This is a genomic window from Roseburia sp. 831b, assembly GCF_001940165.2.
In the GTDB taxonomy this organism is placed as follows: Bacteria; Bacillota; Clostridia; order Lachnospirales; family Lachnospiraceae; genus Roseburia.
The window spans coordinates 2,650,705-2,669,522 of sequence record NZ_CP135162.1; the positions used below are offsets into that span (position 1 = coordinate 2,650,705).

17 protein-coding genes are annotated in these 18,818 nt (G+C 41.9%); 7 read left to right on the plus strand and 10 right to left on the minus strand.

Features of this window, described 5'->3' with window-relative positions; translation table 11 throughout:
* Positions 1–15: 15 nt before the first annotated feature.
* From BIV16_RS12205 to BIV16_RS12230, 6 genes are all read right to left on the minus strand, one after another.
* Complete coding sequence (locus tag BIV16_RS12205; RefSeq protein WP_075680385.1) at positions 16–1,305, minus strand: type II secretion system F family protein; 1,290 nt, start codon at positions 1,303–1,305, stop codon at positions 16–18.
* Between the two features lie 9 nt (positions 1,306–1,314).
* Positions 1,315–2,043 (minus strand): type II secretion system F family protein, encoded by a 729-nt coding sequence (locus BIV16_RS12210; RefSeq protein WP_075680386.1) that lies wholly within the window; start codon positions 2,041–2,043, stop codon positions 1,315–1,317.
* A gap of 70 nt (positions 2,044–2,113) precedes the next feature.
* A complete protein-coding gene (locus tag BIV16_RS12215; RefSeq protein ID WP_143524735.1) occupies positions 2,114–3,352 on the minus strand; it encodes a CpaF family protein in 1,239 nt (412 codons plus the stop codon).
* Entirely contained in the window at positions 3,342–4,406 is a 1,065-nt protein-coding gene (locus tag BIV16_RS12220) for a hypothetical protein (protein ID WP_075680388.1), read from the minus strand. The genes BIV16_RS12215 and BIV16_RS12220 overlap by 11 nt, the downstream gene beginning before the upstream one ends.
* Complete coding sequence (locus tag BIV16_RS12225; protein WP_075680534.1) at positions 4,378–4,794, minus strand: prepilin peptidase; 417 nt, start codon at positions 4,792–4,794, stop codon at positions 4,378–4,380. Before BIV16_RS12225 ends, BIV16_RS12220 begins: the two co-directional genes overlap by 29 nt.
* Before the next feature lie 150 nt (positions 4,795–4,944).
* Positions 4,945–5,217 (minus strand): pro-sigmaK processing inhibitor BofA family protein, encoded by a 273-nt coding sequence (locus tag BIV16_RS12230; protein WP_159435934.1) that lies wholly within the window; start codon positions 5,215–5,217, stop codon positions 4,945–4,947.
* A 192-nt stretch (positions 5,218–5,409) separates the two neighbouring features.
* On the opposite strand from BIV16_RS12230, the gene BIV16_RS12235 reads away from it, so the two are divergent.
* Positions 5,410–5,658, plus strand: coding sequence for a DUF2508 family protein (locus tag BIV16_RS12235; RefSeq protein ID WP_075680389.1), 249 nt, complete (start codon positions 5,410–5,412; stop codon positions 5,656–5,658).
* Here the strand turns inward: BIV16_RS12235 and BIV16_RS12240 are convergent.
* The gene (locus tag BIV16_RS12240) at positions 5,622–6,098 is read right to left on the minus strand and encodes a flagellar export chaperone FliS (RefSeq protein WP_075680390.1); all 477 of its coding nucleotides are present in this window, start codon (positions 6,096–6,098) and stop codon (positions 5,622–5,624) included. The two genes, BIV16_RS12235 and BIV16_RS12240, sit on opposite strands and share 37 nt — an antisense overlap.
* Positions 6,099–6,102: 4 nt before the next feature.
* Positions 6,103–7,650: a flagellin N-terminal helical domain-containing protein gene (locus BIV16_RS12245; RefSeq protein WP_242940368.1), complete on the minus strand. Its 1,548-nt coding sequence runs from the start codon at positions 7,648–7,650 to the stop codon at positions 6,103–6,105.
* A 240-nt stretch (positions 7,651–7,890) separates the two neighbouring features.
* On the opposite strand from BIV16_RS12245, the gene BIV16_RS12250 reads away from it, so the two are divergent.
* Positions 7,891–8,100, plus strand: a complete 210-nt coding sequence (locus BIV16_RS12250) for a DUF1858 domain-containing protein (RefSeq protein WP_075680392.1) — start codon at positions 7,891–7,893, stop codon at positions 8,098–8,100.
* 113 nt (positions 8,101–8,213) lie between these two features.
* On the opposite strand, the gene BIV16_RS12255 is transcribed toward BIV16_RS12250, so the two are convergent.
* Positions 8,214–8,993 carry an adaptor protein MecA gene (locus tag BIV16_RS12255; protein WP_075680393.1) on the minus strand — a complete coding sequence of 260 codons (780 nt, stop codon included), beginning with the start codon at positions 8,991–8,993 and terminating at the stop codon, positions 8,214–8,216.
* Positions 8,994–9,232: 239 nt separating this feature from the next.
* Between BIV16_RS12255 and BIV16_RS12260 the strand changes: the two genes are divergently transcribed.
* The 5 genes from BIV16_RS12260 (at position 9,233) to BIV16_RS12280 (ending at position 15,610) form a co-directional block, all read left to right on the plus strand.
* Positions 9,233–10,567: a serine/threonine protein kinase gene (locus tag BIV16_RS12260; protein ID WP_242940374.1), complete on the plus strand. Its 1,335-nt coding sequence runs from the start codon at positions 9,233–9,235 to the stop codon at positions 10,565–10,567.
* A 706-nt stretch (positions 10,568–11,273) separates the two neighbouring features.
* On the plus strand, positions 11,274–12,011 hold the full coding sequence (locus tag BIV16_RS12265) for a hypothetical protein (RefSeq protein ID WP_075680396.1): 738 nt from the start codon (positions 11,274–11,276) through the stop codon (positions 12,009–12,011).
* A gap of 100 nt (positions 12,012–12,111) precedes the next feature.
* Positions 12,112–12,324: a hypothetical protein gene (locus BIV16_RS12270; protein ID WP_075680397.1), complete on the plus strand. Its 213-nt coding sequence runs from the start codon at positions 12,112–12,114 to the stop codon at positions 12,322–12,324.
* Positions 12,325–13,051: 727 nt separating this feature from the next.
* Positions 13,052–14,785, plus strand: coding sequence for a glycosyl hydrolase family 18 protein (locus BIV16_RS12275; RefSeq protein WP_075680398.1), 1,734 nt, complete (start codon positions 13,052–13,054; stop codon positions 14,783–14,785).
* Between the two features lie 90 nt (positions 14,786–14,875).
* Positions 14,876–15,610 carry an N-acetylmuramoyl-L-alanine amidase gene (locus BIV16_RS12280; RefSeq protein ID WP_075680399.1) on the plus strand — a complete coding sequence of 245 codons (735 nt, stop codon included), beginning with the start codon at positions 14,876–14,878 and terminating at the stop codon, positions 15,608–15,610.
* Here the strand turns inward: BIV16_RS12280 and BIV16_RS12285 are convergent.
* Positions 15,607–18,753: a DUF6240 domain-containing protein gene (locus BIV16_RS12285; protein WP_075680400.1), complete on the minus strand. Its 3,147-nt coding sequence runs from the start codon at positions 18,751–18,753 to the stop codon at positions 15,607–15,609. The two genes, BIV16_RS12280 and BIV16_RS12285, sit on opposite strands and share 4 nt — an antisense overlap.
* Between the last annotated feature and the right edge of the window lie 65 nt (positions 18,754–18,818).

Genomic DNA, 18,818 nt, shown 5'->3' on the forward strand with positions numbered 1-18,818 from the left:
CTTATCCTTTCTCCTTTATCCAATCTGAAACGACAGCAATGCCGGCACCATAATAATTGCAATTACAATTCCAAGCATAAGAAGCATTGGAAAAAGCAGCTTTGTTCCGGCCTCTTCCCCCAATTTCTTTGCACTGTTTTTCCGCTCTTCAAATGCTTCTTCTGCCTCTTGTTCTAGCAATGCTGCCAAACCTTTTGTTCCCTTTTTTGCGTTCTGAATCAAAAGACTGCTTAGCTTTCGATATCTGCGCCCTCCACAGCGCTCACCAAAATGTTCATACGCAGTCCGCTCCCCGACACCACTCTCGATTTCTCTGCAGGTAACCACCATTTCTTCGTATGCCGGACGCAGCTTCTGTGTATTTTTTTGCCTCTCATTTAAGTAAGAAGCGGCAATTCGATTCCATGAAGCATTTAATGTCATCCCTGCCCCTAACAAAAGTGATAATTTACTTACAATCTCCGGGTATTCCAACGCCATAAGTGCAGCCCTTGTTTCCTTCTCCTTCTTTCTTCGTTCCAGCTCCGACATCCATATCCCAAAAGCAAGAATTGCTCCTAACAACGTAAATTTCCAGGCTAAATGATTCTCCATTTCCTTCCACCGGATGGTATAGCCATCTATTTGGGTAGGAAGATATAAGGTAGCCTCATTTTCCTTCTCCGCCTGACTTGCCAGGTTATCTTTAATCTTTTTTAGTACGGTTTGCTCTTCTGAAAGTCTTTTTGGAAACACCTGAAAGTAAAATTCATAAATACATTGATACTCCCCGCAGCTAAGCTCACAGGACGCTTTTTCCAAATATCCTTCTTCCGGTATATTGTCCTGCTGCAAATGTCCTTCTATATCCACATAATCATAACAATCAAAACTCCACTCCGCCGTCACAAGCCCTTTTTGATATTTCTTTTGCAAAATCACATCACAATCCACCCGGTCTAACGACTCATTATCGCCCAAAAAGGTATCTGTAATTTCCTCTTTTGCCTGTTCAAAAAGTTCTTGTGCCTGCTCTAAATCCGGCTTTTTCTCTGGAATAACAAGTTCATACTCGTATTCCTCGAGCAGACCGTCTGCTTCCAAAATTACACTGGCCAGGACATCTCCTTCTCCTGTTTCATTCCGCTTTATGGTTTTCGTCGACGGGTCAATCAGCTTTGTCTGATTTTCCAGCAGCTGAAACAGAATCCCAAGCAGACTCAATACACATAAAACCAGACACATCCTTGCCAGAACCGGTTTTCTTTTTTTCAACATTCCATAACTAATGCCTGTTACGACACAGACAATTCCTGAAAAAAGCATGTTTCTCCTCTACACCTCAATCTCCAACACGCGCTCTGCAAGTTTAAACGCTCCCACATATGCGGCCAATGAGACCGTCATCACAACGACTCCAAGAAGATTTCCATATAAGACAGCCAAAAAATCTGGAGACGCCATGTTAAAGTAAAATAAGATTCCTAACGGCACGACATTCATAATTTTCTGTTCCATCTTTTTTGCCGCAATTACCGTATCGATTTCCTGCATAATCTCCACTTTATCCTTCATATGCCTTGTTGTAGTTCCGATAATCCGCACGAAGTCCCCACCTCCGCGTTTTGCAAACGAAAATACCTCCGCAAATGTGACAATATCCTCCACTCCGCTCTCTTTTGCAAACGAAAGCAAAAGTTGTTCGAGCGGCATATTAAGGCGCACCGACGCATTCATTTTTTCGAACTCTTTTCCAACCAGCGCATGTTCCCCATAACGCTCTAACAATTCTTTTTCCGCCTCTCTCCATGCATTTTCCATGGAGTATCCGGCAACTAATGATGTCGTCACTACCTGCATCGCATCTTTAAATTCCTGTGCAATCTCCTGTTTTCTCTCCGCCTCCTTCTTCTGTATCCATCGTTTTTTCGTCATAATGTAAGCAATGGGCAAAACAAGCATCCCCCACACGGATTTGTAAAAAAGATTCGCAATTAGAGCAGACAACAGCAGACTGAATCCGACGCAGCACCAACGGTCCTTTCCTCCAAATTGATACTTCATTTTCTCTACACTCCTCTTTGAAATTTTCACATTGCTTTTCCATCAAAATCAAAGCTGACTTTCCTCTAAGTCAGGTGATTCTGATTCCCGCCATCTCACATTTTTCCGTATGAAGCAGCGTACCTACTTTCTTTAACTCTCCTTGTACCCGCTCCTGCAGAAATTGTGATTTGTCTCGCTCTGTCGGAAAAGATTGTCTTGTCTCCACAAATTCATATAGCGGATGAATACATACCTCTCCGTCTTTCATTCCCTCGATTTCTGCTATCATCAATACTTTTCTGCTATGGTCACGCAGCCTTCCTAAGTGCACCAGCAAATCAACACCGGAAGCAATCTGGCTTCGAATAGCGGGTAGTGGTAAGTCCATCCCCATCAAAACCATGGTCTCTAACCGGCTTAGCATATCTTTACAGGAATTTGCATGACCGGTTGAAAGACTCCCGTCGTGGCCGGTATTCATCGCCTGCAAAACATCGAGTGCCTCTGCGCCACGGCATTCTCCCACCACAATACGGTCTGGACGCATTCGAAGCGCTGTTTTAATCAGGTCTCGAATTGTAATCGGATCTACACCCTCTAAATTCGCATTTCTCGTCTCAAGCCTTACCAGATTCGGATTTCCCTGAATCTGCAGCTCGGCAGAATCTTCAATCGTAAGAATCCTTTCCCTTTTGGGAATATAGCCGGAGAGTACATTCAAAAAAGTTGTTTTTCCGGAACCGGTTCCACCCGAAACAAAAATGTTATATTTTGCCTCCACCATTTTTCTTAAGAAATCCGCTGCTTCCTGCGTAATCGATTCCTTTTCAATCAAATCCTCCATCTGAAATGGTTTCTCTGGAAACTTTCGGATGGAAACCGCTGCACCATCTATGGAAATCGGAGATAAGACAATGTTGACACGCGAACCATCTTTTAGGCGGGTATCGACGATAGGCGTTGATTCATTTACCATACGGTTGTTTGTTCCAACCATCTGTTGAATCACATCCTCTAACTTCTCCTTACTGGAAAAGTGCTTGTCCCATTCGACGAGTTCTCCAGCTTTTTCATAAAATATATGATTTGGACCATTCACCATGATTTCTGTTATGTCGGTTCGATCTAGCAGCTCCTGGAGCACATCCATCTTGCGAAGTGAATTAAAAAGTCCCTGCTCGAGTGTTACCCTCTCCTCTATTGAAATTGCATTTTCCTTCGTGTAACTTCTTACCTCTTCTTCGATGAGGAAGCGGACTTCCTCATCAGACATCTCTCTGGAAAAATCCAGCCGGTTCCATATCCTTTTTTGTAGCTCATCCATCATAAGCAATTGCTCCATACAACTGATTCCGAATGAGATCCCCCAGTTCACTCCACTTGAACTGGTCTAATAATCCACCCGTTGGAACGACCTGCGTTGCAGAATACGGCAGATATATCACCTGTATCCGCTCCGCCATCTGCTCCTGACGGAAGGACTGGATATACTGCAAAAATAATTCTTTTTTACATTCGAAAAAAGGACCACTTTTCATCAGGCAATCAATCTTTTTGCAACGCGATAACAGTTCTGAAAATCCGGCAAACATGCTGCCAAAATCAATGACAATCACCTCAAAATCCATTCTTTGTTCTAAAAAGGAAAGTAATGTTTCATATTCTTTAGCGCAGATTTCATAGATATTTTCCGGATTTCTTGCCGGAGGAATATAAAAAAGTTCACCACACTGGTACAGAACCTGCCGCACCCCTTCTTCCGTCAGGCGGTTTTGGTGTACCTTTACCAGTAAATCTCCTAAATCCCGCTCTCCTTCCCACTGAAAAATTTCGAGTAAGCCACTGCACTCCATCAGGTTTAAGTACAATACTTTCTTCTTTTCTGCGAGAAGCGATGCCATTGTCACCGAAAACGGAACCTGCATCTCGTGCTGTATGGGCGAATATACGCCAATAATCTCCACACCTGAAAATGTTTCCCCATTTTCCTGTAAAGGCGGCGCTTCCTCTTTCTCGCACATCATGTACATCTCATGCAAAATCGCTTCCGCCGACTGGTATTTTAAAATAGACCTTTCTTTCTGTTTCCCATAATCGGTTGTCTCCGCAACGAAAAGCCCTGCAGCATCCGCCACCTCAACCTCCTCTTGCAAATACAGCACCGGAACATCATAGGAACCCAGCCCTTCTTTTGCAGCTTCAAACCCTTGTCCAATCAGAATCAGGTCATATTTTTGTTGCAAAAGTCCTTGCATAAATGCTTCCAGCCTTGTAAACGTATGAATCACAAAATTGTCCTCTTCGTGATTCCGAACATAAGCGGCAAACTGGTTTAGATACGCTGCATCTACATCACAAACTGCCACTGTAAGTTGTTTCAATCGCACACCCCCAAACGTATAAATACCCCATTAAAATTGGTACTGAAAAATGAATGAAATGTTTTTCCCCGATGCAGTATCTCTTTTTGAGAATCAAAAATGCTATTTTTAGAACCGATATCATGGCGCCAGCCAATAACGAAACCAATAACAACATCCACCATTCTTTCCAAATAAGAAATCCACCTGCTACGGAAAATAATTTGATATCGCCTGCTCCAAGAGCACGCATTAGAAATAAAAGATATAATAAGATAACCGGTATAGAACTATAAAATAAAAATTCAAGGATTCCTCTCCATCCGTTCCCCATTATCCGAATGAAAAGTCCCAACACATAACCACACACAATCAGCCGGTTACTGATTCTTGTGCTTTTAAAATCCATTGCAACTGCCACGAAAAGTATGACAAGCAATGTTACATATCGTAATTCCCTTCCCCATCACCTCTCTTTGCTGTTTGTATCATGGATTATAGCAATGCCCCTTTTCTTTGTCCATACTTTTTTGACAACTTTTTCTTTTTTGTAAAATTGTCACAAAAATTTTGTAAAAACAATTCCGTAAAGAAGCGCAACTCCGCTGATACCAAGGGTTCCGACTGTCAAAAGCGTAGTAGGATTTATTCCAACTACACTTGTAATATGTTCTTTTTCCAGAATCTGATTGCAAAAAAGAATCACCGCCACGCAGGTTGCCATTCTTATCACAAAGCGAAGCAGAAACTGTCCTCTTTTTTTTGCTGCCAATACAAAAAGTAAAATCAGGCACATTCCCACAATAATCATTGCCGCCGTCTTTGTATCCATTTTCATTTCCTTGCACGTTTTTTTATAATATATGGCTTGCTTTTTCTTTTAGAACAGGATTTTTGATAATGTCCATATCATTTTGTGTAATTTTTTTACAATTTTTACAAATAAAGATTGTCTGGTTGTATAGATTGGAAAAAACATGATTATACTGATAGAAAGAACAATAATAGAAAGCGGGGTTTTTTCATGCGCATCTTAAAAAGTAAACCACATTGTGATGAGCATTACACCTTACTGATGAATGATTTGAATCAAACTGCAAAAGATTTACAGTATGCCTATGATAACCTGGAAAATGTCATTGATCCTGATATGATTGATTCCTGCATTTATGAGGTAAATGCAGTCCAGATGCGCTATAAATTTTTACTTACCAAAATAAAACAAATAGAGGATTCTTATGCTAAGAATCCTCTTGAAGTGTCAAATTCCTGACAGTTTTCTGTTAAATTGTCACGTCCATATGTGTACCCTGCGTACACCTGTTGTGTATTGCTCATCAGAGGTCCTGAGGTGTCTTGTTCGGCAGCTTTTACAAAACTGTCAGAAAGACTTCTCAGGATTTTTTCTGCATGATTTAATTCATCCAGACGGTTCTTATACAGGGTTTTGGAAAGTTCCTCCCTGCAATATACATACAGTGGATACAATTCTTTCGCAATTTCATAGGAAAAATCAAGCGAATGAATCAATTCTAAAATGGAACGATCTGCATTTCTTACCGCTTCTTTGAACGCTTCGTGGTCTTTTTTTTCATAACTCTGCTTCGCTTCATCCAAATAGGCAAACACAATATCATACATAATAACGATCAAGCCGCCTTTATTGCACTGGCTGATGCGTCTTGTAAAATCAGAAATTAATTCTTTTTTCATATTCCTAACCTCTTAGAAGCTGTAATACCTGCTGTGGAATCTCATTTGCCTGGCTTAATACGGAGATTGCTGCCTGGTCTAATACATTGTACTGTGTATAGGCTGTCATCTCGTCTGCCATATCGGCATCCTGGATTCTGGACAATGCACTTGTCATATTTTCTCCAGTCTCATCAAGACTTCCTACTGCATAATCCAAACGGTTCTGGTATGCACCAATCTTAGAACGCACTGCGGATACCTGTGCAATTGCATTGTCTACTGCCGCAATTCCACGGTCGGCACCGGTAACGGTTGTCACGTCCAAATCATCCAGATAAAGGCTGTTTGTAGAAACTTCTGGAATTCGGACTGCCATATTCTGGCTCTCGTTTGCACCAATCTGTAATATCATGGTTCCGATATCTGTCACTTCCAGTTCTACGTCGCCCGCATATCCTTTTTCTGCTAAAAAGCTGATGGTAAAACCATTGGTATCGCTGATGGTAATCTTATTTCCATCTGTAAGGCAGGTTGCAGTTGACTTAAACCCGGTTGTGGTACTCTCAATGGTAAGCTTTGCATTCTCACCTGTCTGCGCATTGTCTAAGCTATATCCCTTCACTGCTCCGGTCTCTTTGTCTAATACCTCTGTACAATCTGCAACATCAAATCCCAATGCATTCACGAAGCCTGTCAGATTCTCTTTGGAAGAAAAGCTGATGTCAAGCGCTGCACCTGCACCGTATTTTACAGTGGAAAAAGACAATCCTTTCTTATTTGTTGTCAACTCGGCATTTGCTTCGCCCATCTCTGCTGCGTTTCTGATTTTCTCATAGGCTTCTTCATAAGTATCTGTTGCCAGAATGTCTGCTGTGGAACCATTGATGGTGATACTTCCCGAAACACCAACCGGTGTTGTGTTATCCTGATAACCATTGGCTGCTCCAGCCGGTGCTGTTCCACTTTCTGATGCGGTCTGTGTTGCTGCCGTATCGATTTTAAATTTATAAGTTCCAGCTTCTACGGAATCAGAAATATTCACCCTGCTTACATGCTGGGTATAAATTCTGGTATCCAGTGTACCGTCTAATAAAGGTTTCTGGTTATATTCGGTGTCGGAGGAAATACGGTTAATTTCTTCTTTTAACGCCTCAATCTCATCCTGTACCGCCTTCTTATCATCTGGTGTGCTGGTATCGCTTGCTGCCTGCACGGACAGCTCTCTCATTCTCTGTAAAATGTCACTGACTTCGTTCAACGCTCCGTCCGCAATCTGAATCACAGAAGTACCATCGGATGCGTTCTGTGAAGCACGGTCTAAGGCATCAATCTGTGCCTGCATTTTATTGGAAATTGCAATTCCGGCCGGATTATCTTTTGCATGATTAATTTTCAGTCCTGTGGAAAGTCTCTCCATTGCGCCGGAAAGATTATTCTCTGTTCGAAGCAATTGTTTATTGGTAATTACCGCCATCATATTCTGATTAATCTTCATGTTTTTCCCATACCTTTCTCTCGTAACAGCTTCTTTTCTGTCTGTTTTTTGTATAATCGGTTTTCTTTGCTGCATCCTTGCGGCATTTCCAATGACAATCCCTGTCCCTTTTTTGTGTCAACATCAACACTTTCTGATTTATATATCGTCCCTCTCTTTTCTTTTCCTTAGAAAAAAATAAAATTTTTATAACTCGTAACATATGACATTGCATTTGTGCCTGTTTCGTATTATAATTACCACATCTTCGGGCATACTAATCACAAAATGATTTAGTCGATGAACCCGTTATCATACAATTAAGGAGGAAGAAACATGGCTCAGGTAACAAAATCTACTATGATTGGTGAATTACTTCAGATCGACCAGAACATCGCACCAATTCTTTTAAATATCGGTATGCACTGTCTCGGATGCCCATCTTCTCAGATGGAAACAATTGAAGAGGCTGCTGCTGTTCACGGTATTGATCCAGATGCTTTGGTAAATGAAATCAACGATTTCTTAGCAAAAGATCTTGCTTAATTACCACTTTTAAAGAATTTTTGGCGTCAGACTTAAGGCGCATCTAAAAAAGCTGCACACTACGTTCGAGGTATTACCTCCGTAGTGGCAGCTTTTTTGCAAATAAACATCTTTTATAAGCTGGCAAGTACCTGAAGTGCCTGCTTTTGAATCAATGGCTCGTAATGTTCCTTGAAATATGCGCCAATTCCAGGCGTATATGTCTTCTGATGTGCATACTCTGATAAAATATTGCACACCTTGTTAAACTCTTCCGGTGTCTGACTGCTCTTGCTCACCATCAGATAGTACTGATGTGTATTCGAATCCTTGTAAAGGTCATTCTCCCCTACATAAAATCCCTCTAAAACATGGGCAAGTCTCGTCACCTCAGAAAGATCACGGAACACAAACATTTTCGTTATGTCAACCACAACACTGGCTTCTGCTACGGGCTCCTTCGCTTTGTCGGATACCTCCGCACTCTTTGTGCCGTCCGCCTCATTTGCGGCTTTCTTGCGTTCTTCCTGGATCTTTTTAAACAATCCTAAAATATCATCCGCACCTTCTGGTGCGCTGGCAACTGCATCACTGCTTCCAGACTCATCATAAAGATCTGCTTCATCAGGCTCTGAGAATTTGGAAAAACGAGTATCAAGTTCTTCCGGATATTCCACTTTTGTTACTACTAAAATGATGGTATCTGCTGACAATGGAATTGCTTCAATCATCAACGGAATATCATCTGCTTCAAATCCAAATTCATAAGCCGCCTGCTGCATCATATCGCGAAACAGCTCTTTTGCTTTCTCTGTACCATAAGCAAGTTCACTCAGCTTAATCTGTCTATCTGCTAAATCTTCTCTCGTCAACGTACAACGAATCTGATTATCGTTTACTTTTTCAATCTTCATATCTAACCATTCCCTTCATCCGGAAACTCTTGTAAACTGTACATCTATTATAATCAAATGATGTTATGATGTAAAGTATGCCTTTTTATTAAATATTTCTAAAATTGTTAAAAAATTCTGAAAGTTGTTGCAAAATACTGTCTTTCATGTTATAAACATATGCAAGAGATTCGCATCTGACACGTTGGAAAGGAAGCGATTCACACATTCAACTACATCATTTGTCTGACCGGTACGAAGTGCTGTCCACGCTTGGTTGTGGCGCTACCGCTACCGTTTATTTATCCAGACACAGGAAACTGAAGACCCTATGTGCCATCAAATGTATCCCCAGACAGCTGGCCGGTTCTTCTTCTTTTCCTTCCGAGGCTATTTTTCTAAAACGTCTCCATTCTCCCGGAATCCCTGTCTTATATGATTTCGATGAGGATGAAAACACCTTTTATCTGATTGAAGAATATGTCCCCGGGGAATCTTTAGAAGCTTTTATGCTTCATCAAACTTTTATTTCCGAAACTTTTTTGATTCAGATTGGTTTACAGTTGTGTGATATTTTTTTCGTCATGCATACTTGTTCGCCGGAACCCGTTTTTTATCTGGATTTAAAACCTGAACATATTATAGTATGTGGAGAATCCATTAAAATAATCGATTTTGGTTCCGCAATCTTTCAAAAGGACACAAAACATGGTATTTCGCTCTTTGGGACTACGGAATATGCTGCACCGGAACTGATTTCCTCTGCCGAGGTATCTTTTGCCTCTGATTTGTTTAGCATTGGAAAAGTTCTTGCCTTTCTAAGCCGTGCATTGCAAAACAAATGTAGTTTCAAATTGTCGCAAATTATTCAAAAGGCCTGTTCCCCATCTGTGGCACATCGCTATGCCACCGTGTGGGAGTTAAAGCAGGAACTTTTATCTCTAAAACCAGATCCGTGTCAGTCAAATCTCTTAAAATCTATTGGCGTTGTTTCAAGTCATTCCGGCGTCGGTGCAACACACCTTGCCGTTTCTGCTGTATCTGTGCTGAATAAAAACCATTTTTCAAGTTATTACATAGAGAAAAATAACAGTCACAGCCTATCCTCTATGCTCTTGGGAAACGGGCAGTTTTCAGAACACAACGGTGTCTTTTGTTATCAGCATTTTCACGCTATCCGGCACTATGGAGAGGGGATTGTATCTCCCGTTCCTCCTTCCGGTATTCCTGTTCATGATTATGGTGTGTTTCAAACAGATTTAATAGAATATCATCCAGATGAAACCTTACTTTTTGTAATGGGAAGCCGCAAGTGGGAACTGGAACAAACCTACGCAGTCGGCGAACAGCTTTTAAACCGGGAAAACGTTGTATTTGTCTGTAACTATGGAGATATGAACGCAGCAAAACATCTTGCAAGATACTTTCATCGACCTATCTATTGTTTTCCGCTTGATGCAGATCCTTTTTGCATTACACGGGAAAAGGAACGATTTATTTTGGAACTGCTCGCCATAAAAGGAGGTCATAAACTATTTTTTTCAAGCAGGAAAGGACTCCGAAACTCCGTTGTACCATTGGAATCCTTGGAGTAGAACACGGTGTTGGATGCACACACCTTGCAATCTCTATTGCAACTTACTGTAATGCGTGTCACCACAAAAAGACCGCACTTGTGGAGCTAAACAAAAACGGAACGCTTTATCGGCTCTCGAAGAATACTGGTGACACCGCTTTTTCTCTTTTCGGTGTTGATTACTATCCAAACGCCGCCTCACTTCACCTTCCATCTCTTATCAACTCGTCCTATGATTATCTGATTTTGGACCTGGGAACTTCAACGGAAGATTTTATTATGGATGAGTTTTTACGGTGCGACCGAAAGATTTTGCTTGGCAGTCTTTCACCCTGGAGGCAGATTTGTTATGGGAATTTTCTTACAAATTTTTTTAAAACATATCAAAATCATGGAACGATTATTTACTTGGCTTTATTCGGGATAAAGGACGATTTAATTGAATTTTCCCATGCATACCATATTTATATGCAGGGAGTTCCCTTTCTTGCAAATCCGTTTCAATTGAGAAAGGAAAATCTTTCCTTTTTGGAACACTTGATTTAGGGGGCATTACTATCTTACGAAACCGTAAAAAAACGATTTTTCTATCCGCTCTTTGTGGCGCTCTTTTGGCGTTCCTTCCGATGCTTTTTGTTCTCATGCAGGCTCATTCCGCACAAAAACAATTGCAGCATGAACTGCTAAGTTACAAGGAATGGAAGGACAGTTATAAGGAGGGCTCCATGTGGATTCTAAACACTTCGCTATCCGCTGGGGATACGGTAAGCGAAGATGATTTTACCAAGATTATTTTTCAAACACAGGATGTATCAGCTCTGACGTCGTCTTTTGAACCGTCAACGCTATCCGGTTTTGCAGCCAAGACAGCTTTAAAAAAAGGGACGATTGCCACAGATGAAATGTTTTATTCCGCATCCGATTTTTCGAATGATGTACGCTTTGTGGAGGCGACTGATTTCATTCTGCCTGAAAATCTAAAAGAACAGCACTACATTGACATCCGCGTCTGCTTTCCGAATGGAGAAGATTATATTGTCATCTCACACAAGAAAGTCCTAAAACTGCTTTCTGACGATGACGGTATCTACGGCGTACAGCTAGAGCTAAACGAAGAAGAACTGCTTCGTCTCTCCAGCGCCCGTGTGGACCGGGAACTCTATGACAATTGTAGTCTGTATCTTCTCCCTTACCGGATGGATTTTCAGGAAACAAGTGAGCCTGACTACCCGGTCAACCCGGACGTTTTCGAGCTCATGAACTGGGACCCTAATATTGTGGCACTGTTTACAGTACCTAAGGAGCTGGAAATGCGTGCTACATTAGAGAACCACCTAAAGGTATTTTTACAGAACGAGGAACAAGACCCTGACACAGGTTCCAAAGATGACAGTACTTCTGGCGAAGATACCACTTCTTCGGAATCTCTCACGGTCTACCAACCGCAAGATGATGGCCTTTAATGGTTATCAACTACATTTGTAATTTAATATATCACGAGTATCATTACATCCGTAACCTGCGGTTTTTCTTCCTTATATTAAATAACATGGGGTGAAATGATTGCGTAACGAAAATGAAGAACGTCTTTATTTAGAGCTTCATGCCTTTGAAAACCAGGGAATCACCATCTGGTTAGAAGGTGCCATCAGTGATTCCATCAACGTTACAAACCGGCTAAGCCTAAATGAAGAGCAAAGCTATATGCGAGATTATATTTTTGAGGAGGGGATTTTAAAAGAAATTCGATTTGACAAAGTAACTCAAAACAAATAACTATGGAGCTATGATCTGAGTACCTCAATGCCGGATCATGGAAGTTCGAATTGACACAAACGATAAAAAAGATGCGACTGGACTGCCCGACGGGGCAGTCCTTTTCGCGTGATAAACTTCAATCGCTGCACCTATAAATGATAGGAAAATTTACAGGGAATCAAGGGTGCGTATACCAACAGTGGAGCACGTTTCGAATTGCTAATTTGTCGATGCCGATTTTCGGCTCTTGCCATTGTTTATGTTCATTCGACATCTGCACACTTGCAATGTAGCGTTCGTCTGTGGCACACACTCAATCTGTGCACGAACCGTGTGGGAGTTACATGTCGTATGACAGCAAAAGTGGGTGCGAAAAATACCCGTTCAAGCAGCGTAACTTATAAAGGTAATATTAACGTATATTGCGCGTTTGGGAGTTTTCGCACCCAATAGACTCTGCTGGAAACGACATTTACTCCCACTAGGTGCAGAAACTGTGCGAGTGTGTGTCACAGGCGGACACTGCGTTGTAAGTGTGCAGATGGCGAATGTACACAAACCTTGAGCCGAAAATCGACACCTGACAAATTTACACAATTCTTACAAAGTGCTCCACTGTTGGTATACGCACCCTTGATTCCCTTTTACTTTTCCCATCGTTTATAAGTGCGAAGTTTCAGTAAAAACTTGAAAATAGATTTCGATATGCTACAATAAGGGCATAAATATAGAAAGGATTTTTTACATGAAGAAGAAAACAATACCCATTTTTACTGCAGGATTTTTGATTGTTATCATCCTTTTGATTCTCCTTCTGGCCAAGGTTATTTCAAAATACACGCCATCGGATGAACGTGAGGACTTAACAACATACTATAACATCTCTTCGGATGGGGATGTTGCTATTGTCTATAACAACTCGGTGTTAGAGGATAAAGCAAAACTCATCGATGGAAACGTCTATCTTAGCATTGGAACGATTAAAAATTACATAAACGACCGCTTTTACTGGGACTCCAACGAAAACAAACTGCTTTACACAACGGCAAACGATTTGATTTCTGTGGATGCGGAAAGTGCTGATTATTATATTACCAAAAGTAAGACCACATTTGACCAGACCATTGTAAAAGTAGACACGGAAACCGCTTATGTATCCGTTGCATTCATAAAACAGTACAGCGATTTTGCATACAATTTCTGTGAAAATCCAAACCGTTTGATATTGTCGAATGAATGGGGCGATTACGATACCATTACTGTAAAAAAAGATACCGAACTTCGTCATAAGGGTGGCATTAAGAGCCCGATTCTTGCTGACCTTACCAAAGGAACTGTCGTTACACTGTTAGAGGAGGACGACAAATGGTCCAAGGTTGCAACGGAGGACGGCATCATCGGATATGTGCAGAACAAACGTCTGAATCACAAGGAAACTGCGACCCGCACCAGCGACTTTACCCCGGAAACTTTTACCCATATCACAAAAGATTTTAAGATTAATATGGGCTGGCATCAGGTCACAAACCAGACTGCAAACTCACAGGTGGCAAATGTGCTTTCTGCCACAAAGGGAATCAATGTCATCTCACCTACCTGGTATTACCTCAACGATAACAATGGTGGTATTGCTTCTCTCGCAAACACTGATTATGTAAACTACTGTCACGACCACAGTGTTGAGGTCTGGGCACTTGTCTCGAACCTGGAAAACAAAGACGTCGACACCACAGAAGTCTTATCGCATACTTCTAAGAGACAGACCTTGGTCAATAACCTGATTTCCTCTGCTATCCAGTATAACCTGGATGGTATTAATGTCGACTTAGAATCCCTTGACCCTGCTGTCGGTGATTCCTACATCCAGTTTATCCGTGAACTGTCATTAAAATGTGCCAATAACGGAATTGTTCTTTCGGTAGACAACTACGTTCCGTCTGACTATACTGCATTTTATGACCGCGCAGAACAGGCACTTTTTGCCGATTATGTCTGCATTATGGCCTATGATGAACATTACAAAGGTTCTGATGAAGGTTCCGTTGCTTCTATCGGATTTGTTCAAAATGGGGTGGCCGATACACTAAATGAGGTTCCTGCGAACCAGATTATTCTTGGAATCCCATTTTATAGCAGAGTCTGGATTGAAACTCCGGTCGATGGAGATACTTCCAGCGAGGAAACCGATGACGGAAGCTACACCTTATTTGACCTTGATTCTTACGCTGCAAGCATGAGCGATGTTCAAAAATTAATCAGTGCAAATGCAGCCACACCTGTCTGGTCCGAGACCGATGGTCAGAATTATGTCGAATATCAGAATGACGGCGCAACCTACAAAATCTGGATTGAGGATGTCACTTCTGTCGAAGAAAAATTAAAAATTATGAATGATAACTCACTTGCAGGTGCATCCTTCTGGAAACTTACGTTAGAAGATCCTGCCGTATGGGATACGATTCTGAAATATATGAACTAACGTTTTTCTAATCGCATTTCCTTTCATCCATACATAACTCCGGTACACTTCGAATACGATAATAGTAAAAGAAGTACCGGAGTTATTTTTATGAAAAAAAAGCTGGAGTTAGCCATGGCTATCTCTCTTTTGGTTGCCTCCTTTTTCCTTGCAAAAAAAGGTGCCACCCTCGTTTTAAGTGAAAATACAAAACCAGACCCCCACTGTATTGTCATTGATGCTGGCCACGGCGGCATCGATCCTGGAAAAATTGGCATCAATGATGCAAAAGAAAAAGATATTAATCTGTCTATTGCCCTAAAACTTTCCGCCCTTTTGGAAAAAGAAAACATAAAAGTTGTGCTTACCAGAGAGGATGACAATGGTCTTTATTCCGAATCCTCCACAAACAAAAAAGTGGAAGATATGCAAAACCGCTGTAAACTGATTACCGATACAAATCCTGTTTTTACCATCAGTATTCACCAAAACAGCTATCCCACAGAGGACATCAAAGGCGCACAGGTCTTTTACTATGGTCAGTCTGCCGATGGGGAAGCTCTTGCAAAAAAGATTCAAAGCAGCCTGATTGAAAACCTTGACCCGGAAAACAAACGCGAAGCAAAAGCGAATGAGAGTTATTATTTGCTAAAAAAAACACCCACACCTACGGTCATCGTAGAATGTGGGTTTTTAAGCAATTCCACCGAAGCGGATCTTCTTTGCACCTCCGACTATCAGGATAAGGTTGCAAACGCGATTCTTCTTGGAATTCAATCCTATTTAAATCCTAAGACTTCTCCTGATACAGAAACGATCTTTGAATCCGGGACTTCCTTAGATTAAGAAATCTCTTTCATCAGGCTGATGAAGCTTTCTGCAATGTTATAAAGACGTGCTGTCTGTATCTCGTAAGAATCATCTGTTTCCTGTTTATCTACATTTGTAGTTGATTCGTTTTCTTTTGCAAAACGGTTCAAATCCAAATCCGGCACAATTGCACATCTGACATCTACGGCCTCTGCTCCGTTTTCCTGGATGGTGGAGGCTAGAAGTCCCATGTGATCTGCCAAAAGGTTTCTGGTATCTTCGTTATCCGATACGACAAGACCGCTGATACCCTCCTCTTTTGCCTGGAATTTAGCTGCAACTTTTCCCATGCGGTCAATATCCATCAAAACATCCACCATACCTTTTTTCTTGGTGCCACGGACAATTTTGAGTTCCACGTTGGTAAGTTCCCCGTTAATCATAACCGGAATTGCATAATTTTCTTCCTTTGCTTTTGCGGTATAAATAGACATCTGCGCATTCACAAGCTGCATTGCCTTTAAGTCAATTGTGGAAACGTTATCATCAATTTTCACCATATTCTCAAGTGCATGTTCTGCGACCTCTGCTAAAGTCTCCTGCGCTTCTGCCATCTCTTTCGGTGTCTTGACAGCTTCCCCAAAACGTTCCAGAATATCCTCTTTGATTGCCTCTAAATCCGACTGATCGACTCCGTCTGTATTTTCATAACTGCCAAACAACTTGCGTAGCCCCTGGTTACGGTCTTTTAGGTAAAGGTCTGCCGCCATCACATTTTGTACGGTATTTGGAATATCGTATTGCTCCAGCATATCATAGACCTCCTGGGATGCCCCTGCACATGCCTCCAGACTCTGAACCTGTTCCTTATAATATTCGTTTTCAATGGCACTTTCATCGGCGCCGGCATTTGCAAGTGCCTCCTTTAACTGCTCCGGTGTCAAATCCATCCAGTCGCCCTGACTTAAAATCTCCTGGAGCTTCGATGGCGTAACGGTTTCTAATACATCCTTCATACAATTTGTCTGATAAGCAGCCTCAATCTGCTCTGTAATCGAAATCCCAGATGCATTAACCTCCTTGGTCTCGCCAAACGAATCGTCCACCTTCACATCCACTTTTCCATGACGGCTCGTACGAACCTCTGTCAAAAGGTTGCGCATTGTAAGGTCTGTTCCCTTTTGCAACAATGATCCGATTGCAGCGCCATCCGTTTTTTCTACCTGCGCAATCAGACGGTAAATTCCGATATAAGAACTTCTCTCCTCCTCGGTAATCTGGCTATTCTGCTCTAATTTCCAAAGGTACTTGCTGAATTTCTCCTCGTCGGTTCCATCCATCTTTTCCTGAATACTTCCAATTTTCTGATTCAATTCTGTAAAATCAAGGTCAAGCGGATTGACACCGTCTTTGATAAGCTGTGTCACAACCCTTGGTGTCAGACCGGAAAAGATGCGCTGTACCTCTTCATCCGCAGCCTTCATCTGTGCGACGGAATCTGTGGTAATCGGAATCTGGTTATATGCAAGAATCCGCACCGCACGCTGATTTGCATCTGTCGTTTCCAATCCCAAATCCGTTAAAATATCATCTACATTTGCAAATGCCTTCTGAATCGAATCACCGAGATCTGCACGTGGTGCTGTCATCAATGTCTCGTAACTTTCATTTGCTTTTTCAAATGTATCCTTTAACGCAGTACCTGCTCCATGCACCTGGTTGATGGTAGAAACATCTGCCTGTGGAATACCAAGTACGTAAGCCGGCACGCTTGCCATTTCATTTACTTTTGTAGTTGTTTCTGCAAAAACAGATACATTTTCTGCGGAAGCCTCTACCCCTGCTGCCTCAAGCAGATGTGCATAGTAGGAATTTTCAGCCTCTTTTAACTGTTCTACCAATTGCTCTAGCGGCTGTGTCTCAATGGAAATTCCCTGTTTGATTAAAGAAATATTTGCCTGTGTTGTCATTGCAAGGCGAACTTCCTCTAACTGTCTTCTTGCTGTCAAAAGTGCAAGGCCTTTTTCAGTGTACTCCCCATCTGCATTTGCCTCATACACATTTTCTCCTGAGGTACCGTTTCCAGATGTGGCATTTCCGGATTCCCCATCTGCATTTGCTGCACCTTCTCCTCGATGATTTCTTGCTTCCTCAAGGTTCGCACTTGTAAGTTCCATGTCATGGTCAATCAGGTACCTCAGGTCATCCTCGGATGCTTCCCCGACAACCTCTTCTACATGTTTTGCCTGATCTTCAATCGAATATCCGGACAGAAGCATACCGTCTGCCGGACGCATTCCCTCTGCGACTGCGGTTGTCATTGCCGAAATCACGCTGTCGGCATCGCACGGAAGCTGCAATGATTTTAACTGCTCTAAATAGCTTAAATTCTCCGCTGTAAAAGAAATATTATTTGCAATCATCCACTGGCTGTCTGCAATCGTCTGGTCGTTTACCTCAAGCCCTGCCGCCTTTATCGTCTGCTCAATCTGAGCCTGCAACCCTGAAAAATCAATCTCTTCCATATAACTACTATTGTAGTTGTTACTGCCACTGTACTCTGCTTTATATAAATTGGAGATGCTTGGCTTTAAATGATTGTCCAGCATATATTTTACAGCACCGTCGCTTGGTTTCTCTAACGATGATGCCTGTTCGTATGCCTCCAATGCATCCTGCACATTGCTTTCATTTACCGGAAGGTCGGCCTCCCTTAAGGCATTGGCAATCTGGGTTGCCACAGCAACATTTCCTGTAATTGCCTCTAATTCTTCCTGGCTTAAAGAATCTCCATAAGAGACATCCACACCTGCTTTTGCCATGGTTGCTTTTATCTTATCGGTCACTGTCACAATCGTATGAGACTCTGTCGCACCACCCGAAAAACCTTCTTTCTCCATCTCTTTATAATCTTCTGGAGAGGTCGTCTGGGATAACACTGTCATCTCATTTTTACGATCCTGCGTGTCCATGCTCATGGACTCCTCAAGTTTATCTAAAAATGTTTTCTCTTCCTTTGTCGGATTGCCATAAGTCGTATCCTTCATATTTACTGATACACTTCCTGTCTCATCCATCTTGGATGCTGCCGTTTTTACCGGCAATGTCGTCCCGGCCGCCTGTGTCTCCTTTGCATTTTGCTGTAACGCATCTAATATACTCGTCTGGTCAACTCTCATGCGATTCTCCTCTATCCCTGAAAAATAATAAAACTTCCTCTTTTTCTCTATCATCACGAAATTCT

Excerpts from the sequence above, each read along its gene's own strand:
- BIV16_RS12205 (WP_075680385.1), bottom strand. The coding sequence starts at position 1,305 with ATGCTTTTTTCAGGAATTGTCTGTGTCGTAACAGGCATTAGTTATGGA.
- BIV16_RS12210 (WP_075680386.1), bottom strand. The coding sequence starts at position 2,043 with ATGAAGTATCAATTTGGAGGAAAGGACCGTTGGTGCTGCGTCGGATTC.
- BIV16_RS12215 (WP_143524735.1), bottom strand. The coding sequence starts at position 3,352 with ATGATGGATGAGCTACAAAAAAGGATATGGAACCGGCTGGATTTTTCC.
- BIV16_RS12225 (WP_075680534.1), bottom strand. The coding sequence starts at position 4,794 with ATGGATTTTAAAAGCACAAGAATCAGTAACCGGCTGATTGTGTGTGGT.
- BIV16_RS12230 (WP_159435934.1), bottom strand. The coding sequence starts at position 5,217 with ATGGATACAAAGACGGCGGCAATGATTATTGTGGGAATGTGCCTGATT.
- BIV16_RS12235 (WP_075680389.1), top strand. The coding sequence starts at position 5,410 with ATGCGCATCTTAAAAAGTAAACCACATTGTGATGAGCATTACACCTTA.
- BIV16_RS12240 (WP_075680390.1), bottom strand. The coding sequence starts at position 6,098 with ATGAAAAAAGAATTAATTTCTGATTTTACAAGACGCATCAGCCAGTGC.
- BIV16_RS12245 (WP_242940368.1), bottom strand. The coding sequence starts at position 7,650 with ATGCAGCAAAGAAAACCGATTATACAAAAAACAGACAGAAAAGAAGCT.
- BIV16_RS12250 (WP_075680392.1), top strand. The coding sequence starts at position 7,891 with ATGGCTCAGGTAACAAAATCTACTATGATTGGTGAATTACTTCAGATC.
- BIV16_RS12255 (WP_075680393.1), bottom strand. The coding sequence starts at position 8,993 with ATGAAGATTGAAAAAGTAAACGATAATCAGATTCGTTGTACGTTGACG.
- BIV16_RS12265 (WP_075680396.1), top strand. The coding sequence starts at position 11,274 with ATGTGGATTCTAAACACTTCGCTATCCGCTGGGGATACGGTAAGCGAA.
- BIV16_RS12275 (WP_075680398.1), top strand. The coding sequence starts at position 13,052 with ATGAAGAAGAAAACAATACCCATTTTTACTGCAGGATTTTTGATTGTT.
- BIV16_RS12280 (WP_075680399.1), top strand. The coding sequence starts at position 14,876 with ATGAAAAAAAAGCTGGAGTTAGCCATGGCTATCTCTCTTTTGGTTGCC.
- BIV16_RS12285 (WP_075680400.1), bottom strand. The coding sequence starts at position 18,753 with ATGAGAGTTGACCAGACGAGTATATTAGATGCGTTACAGCAAAATGCA.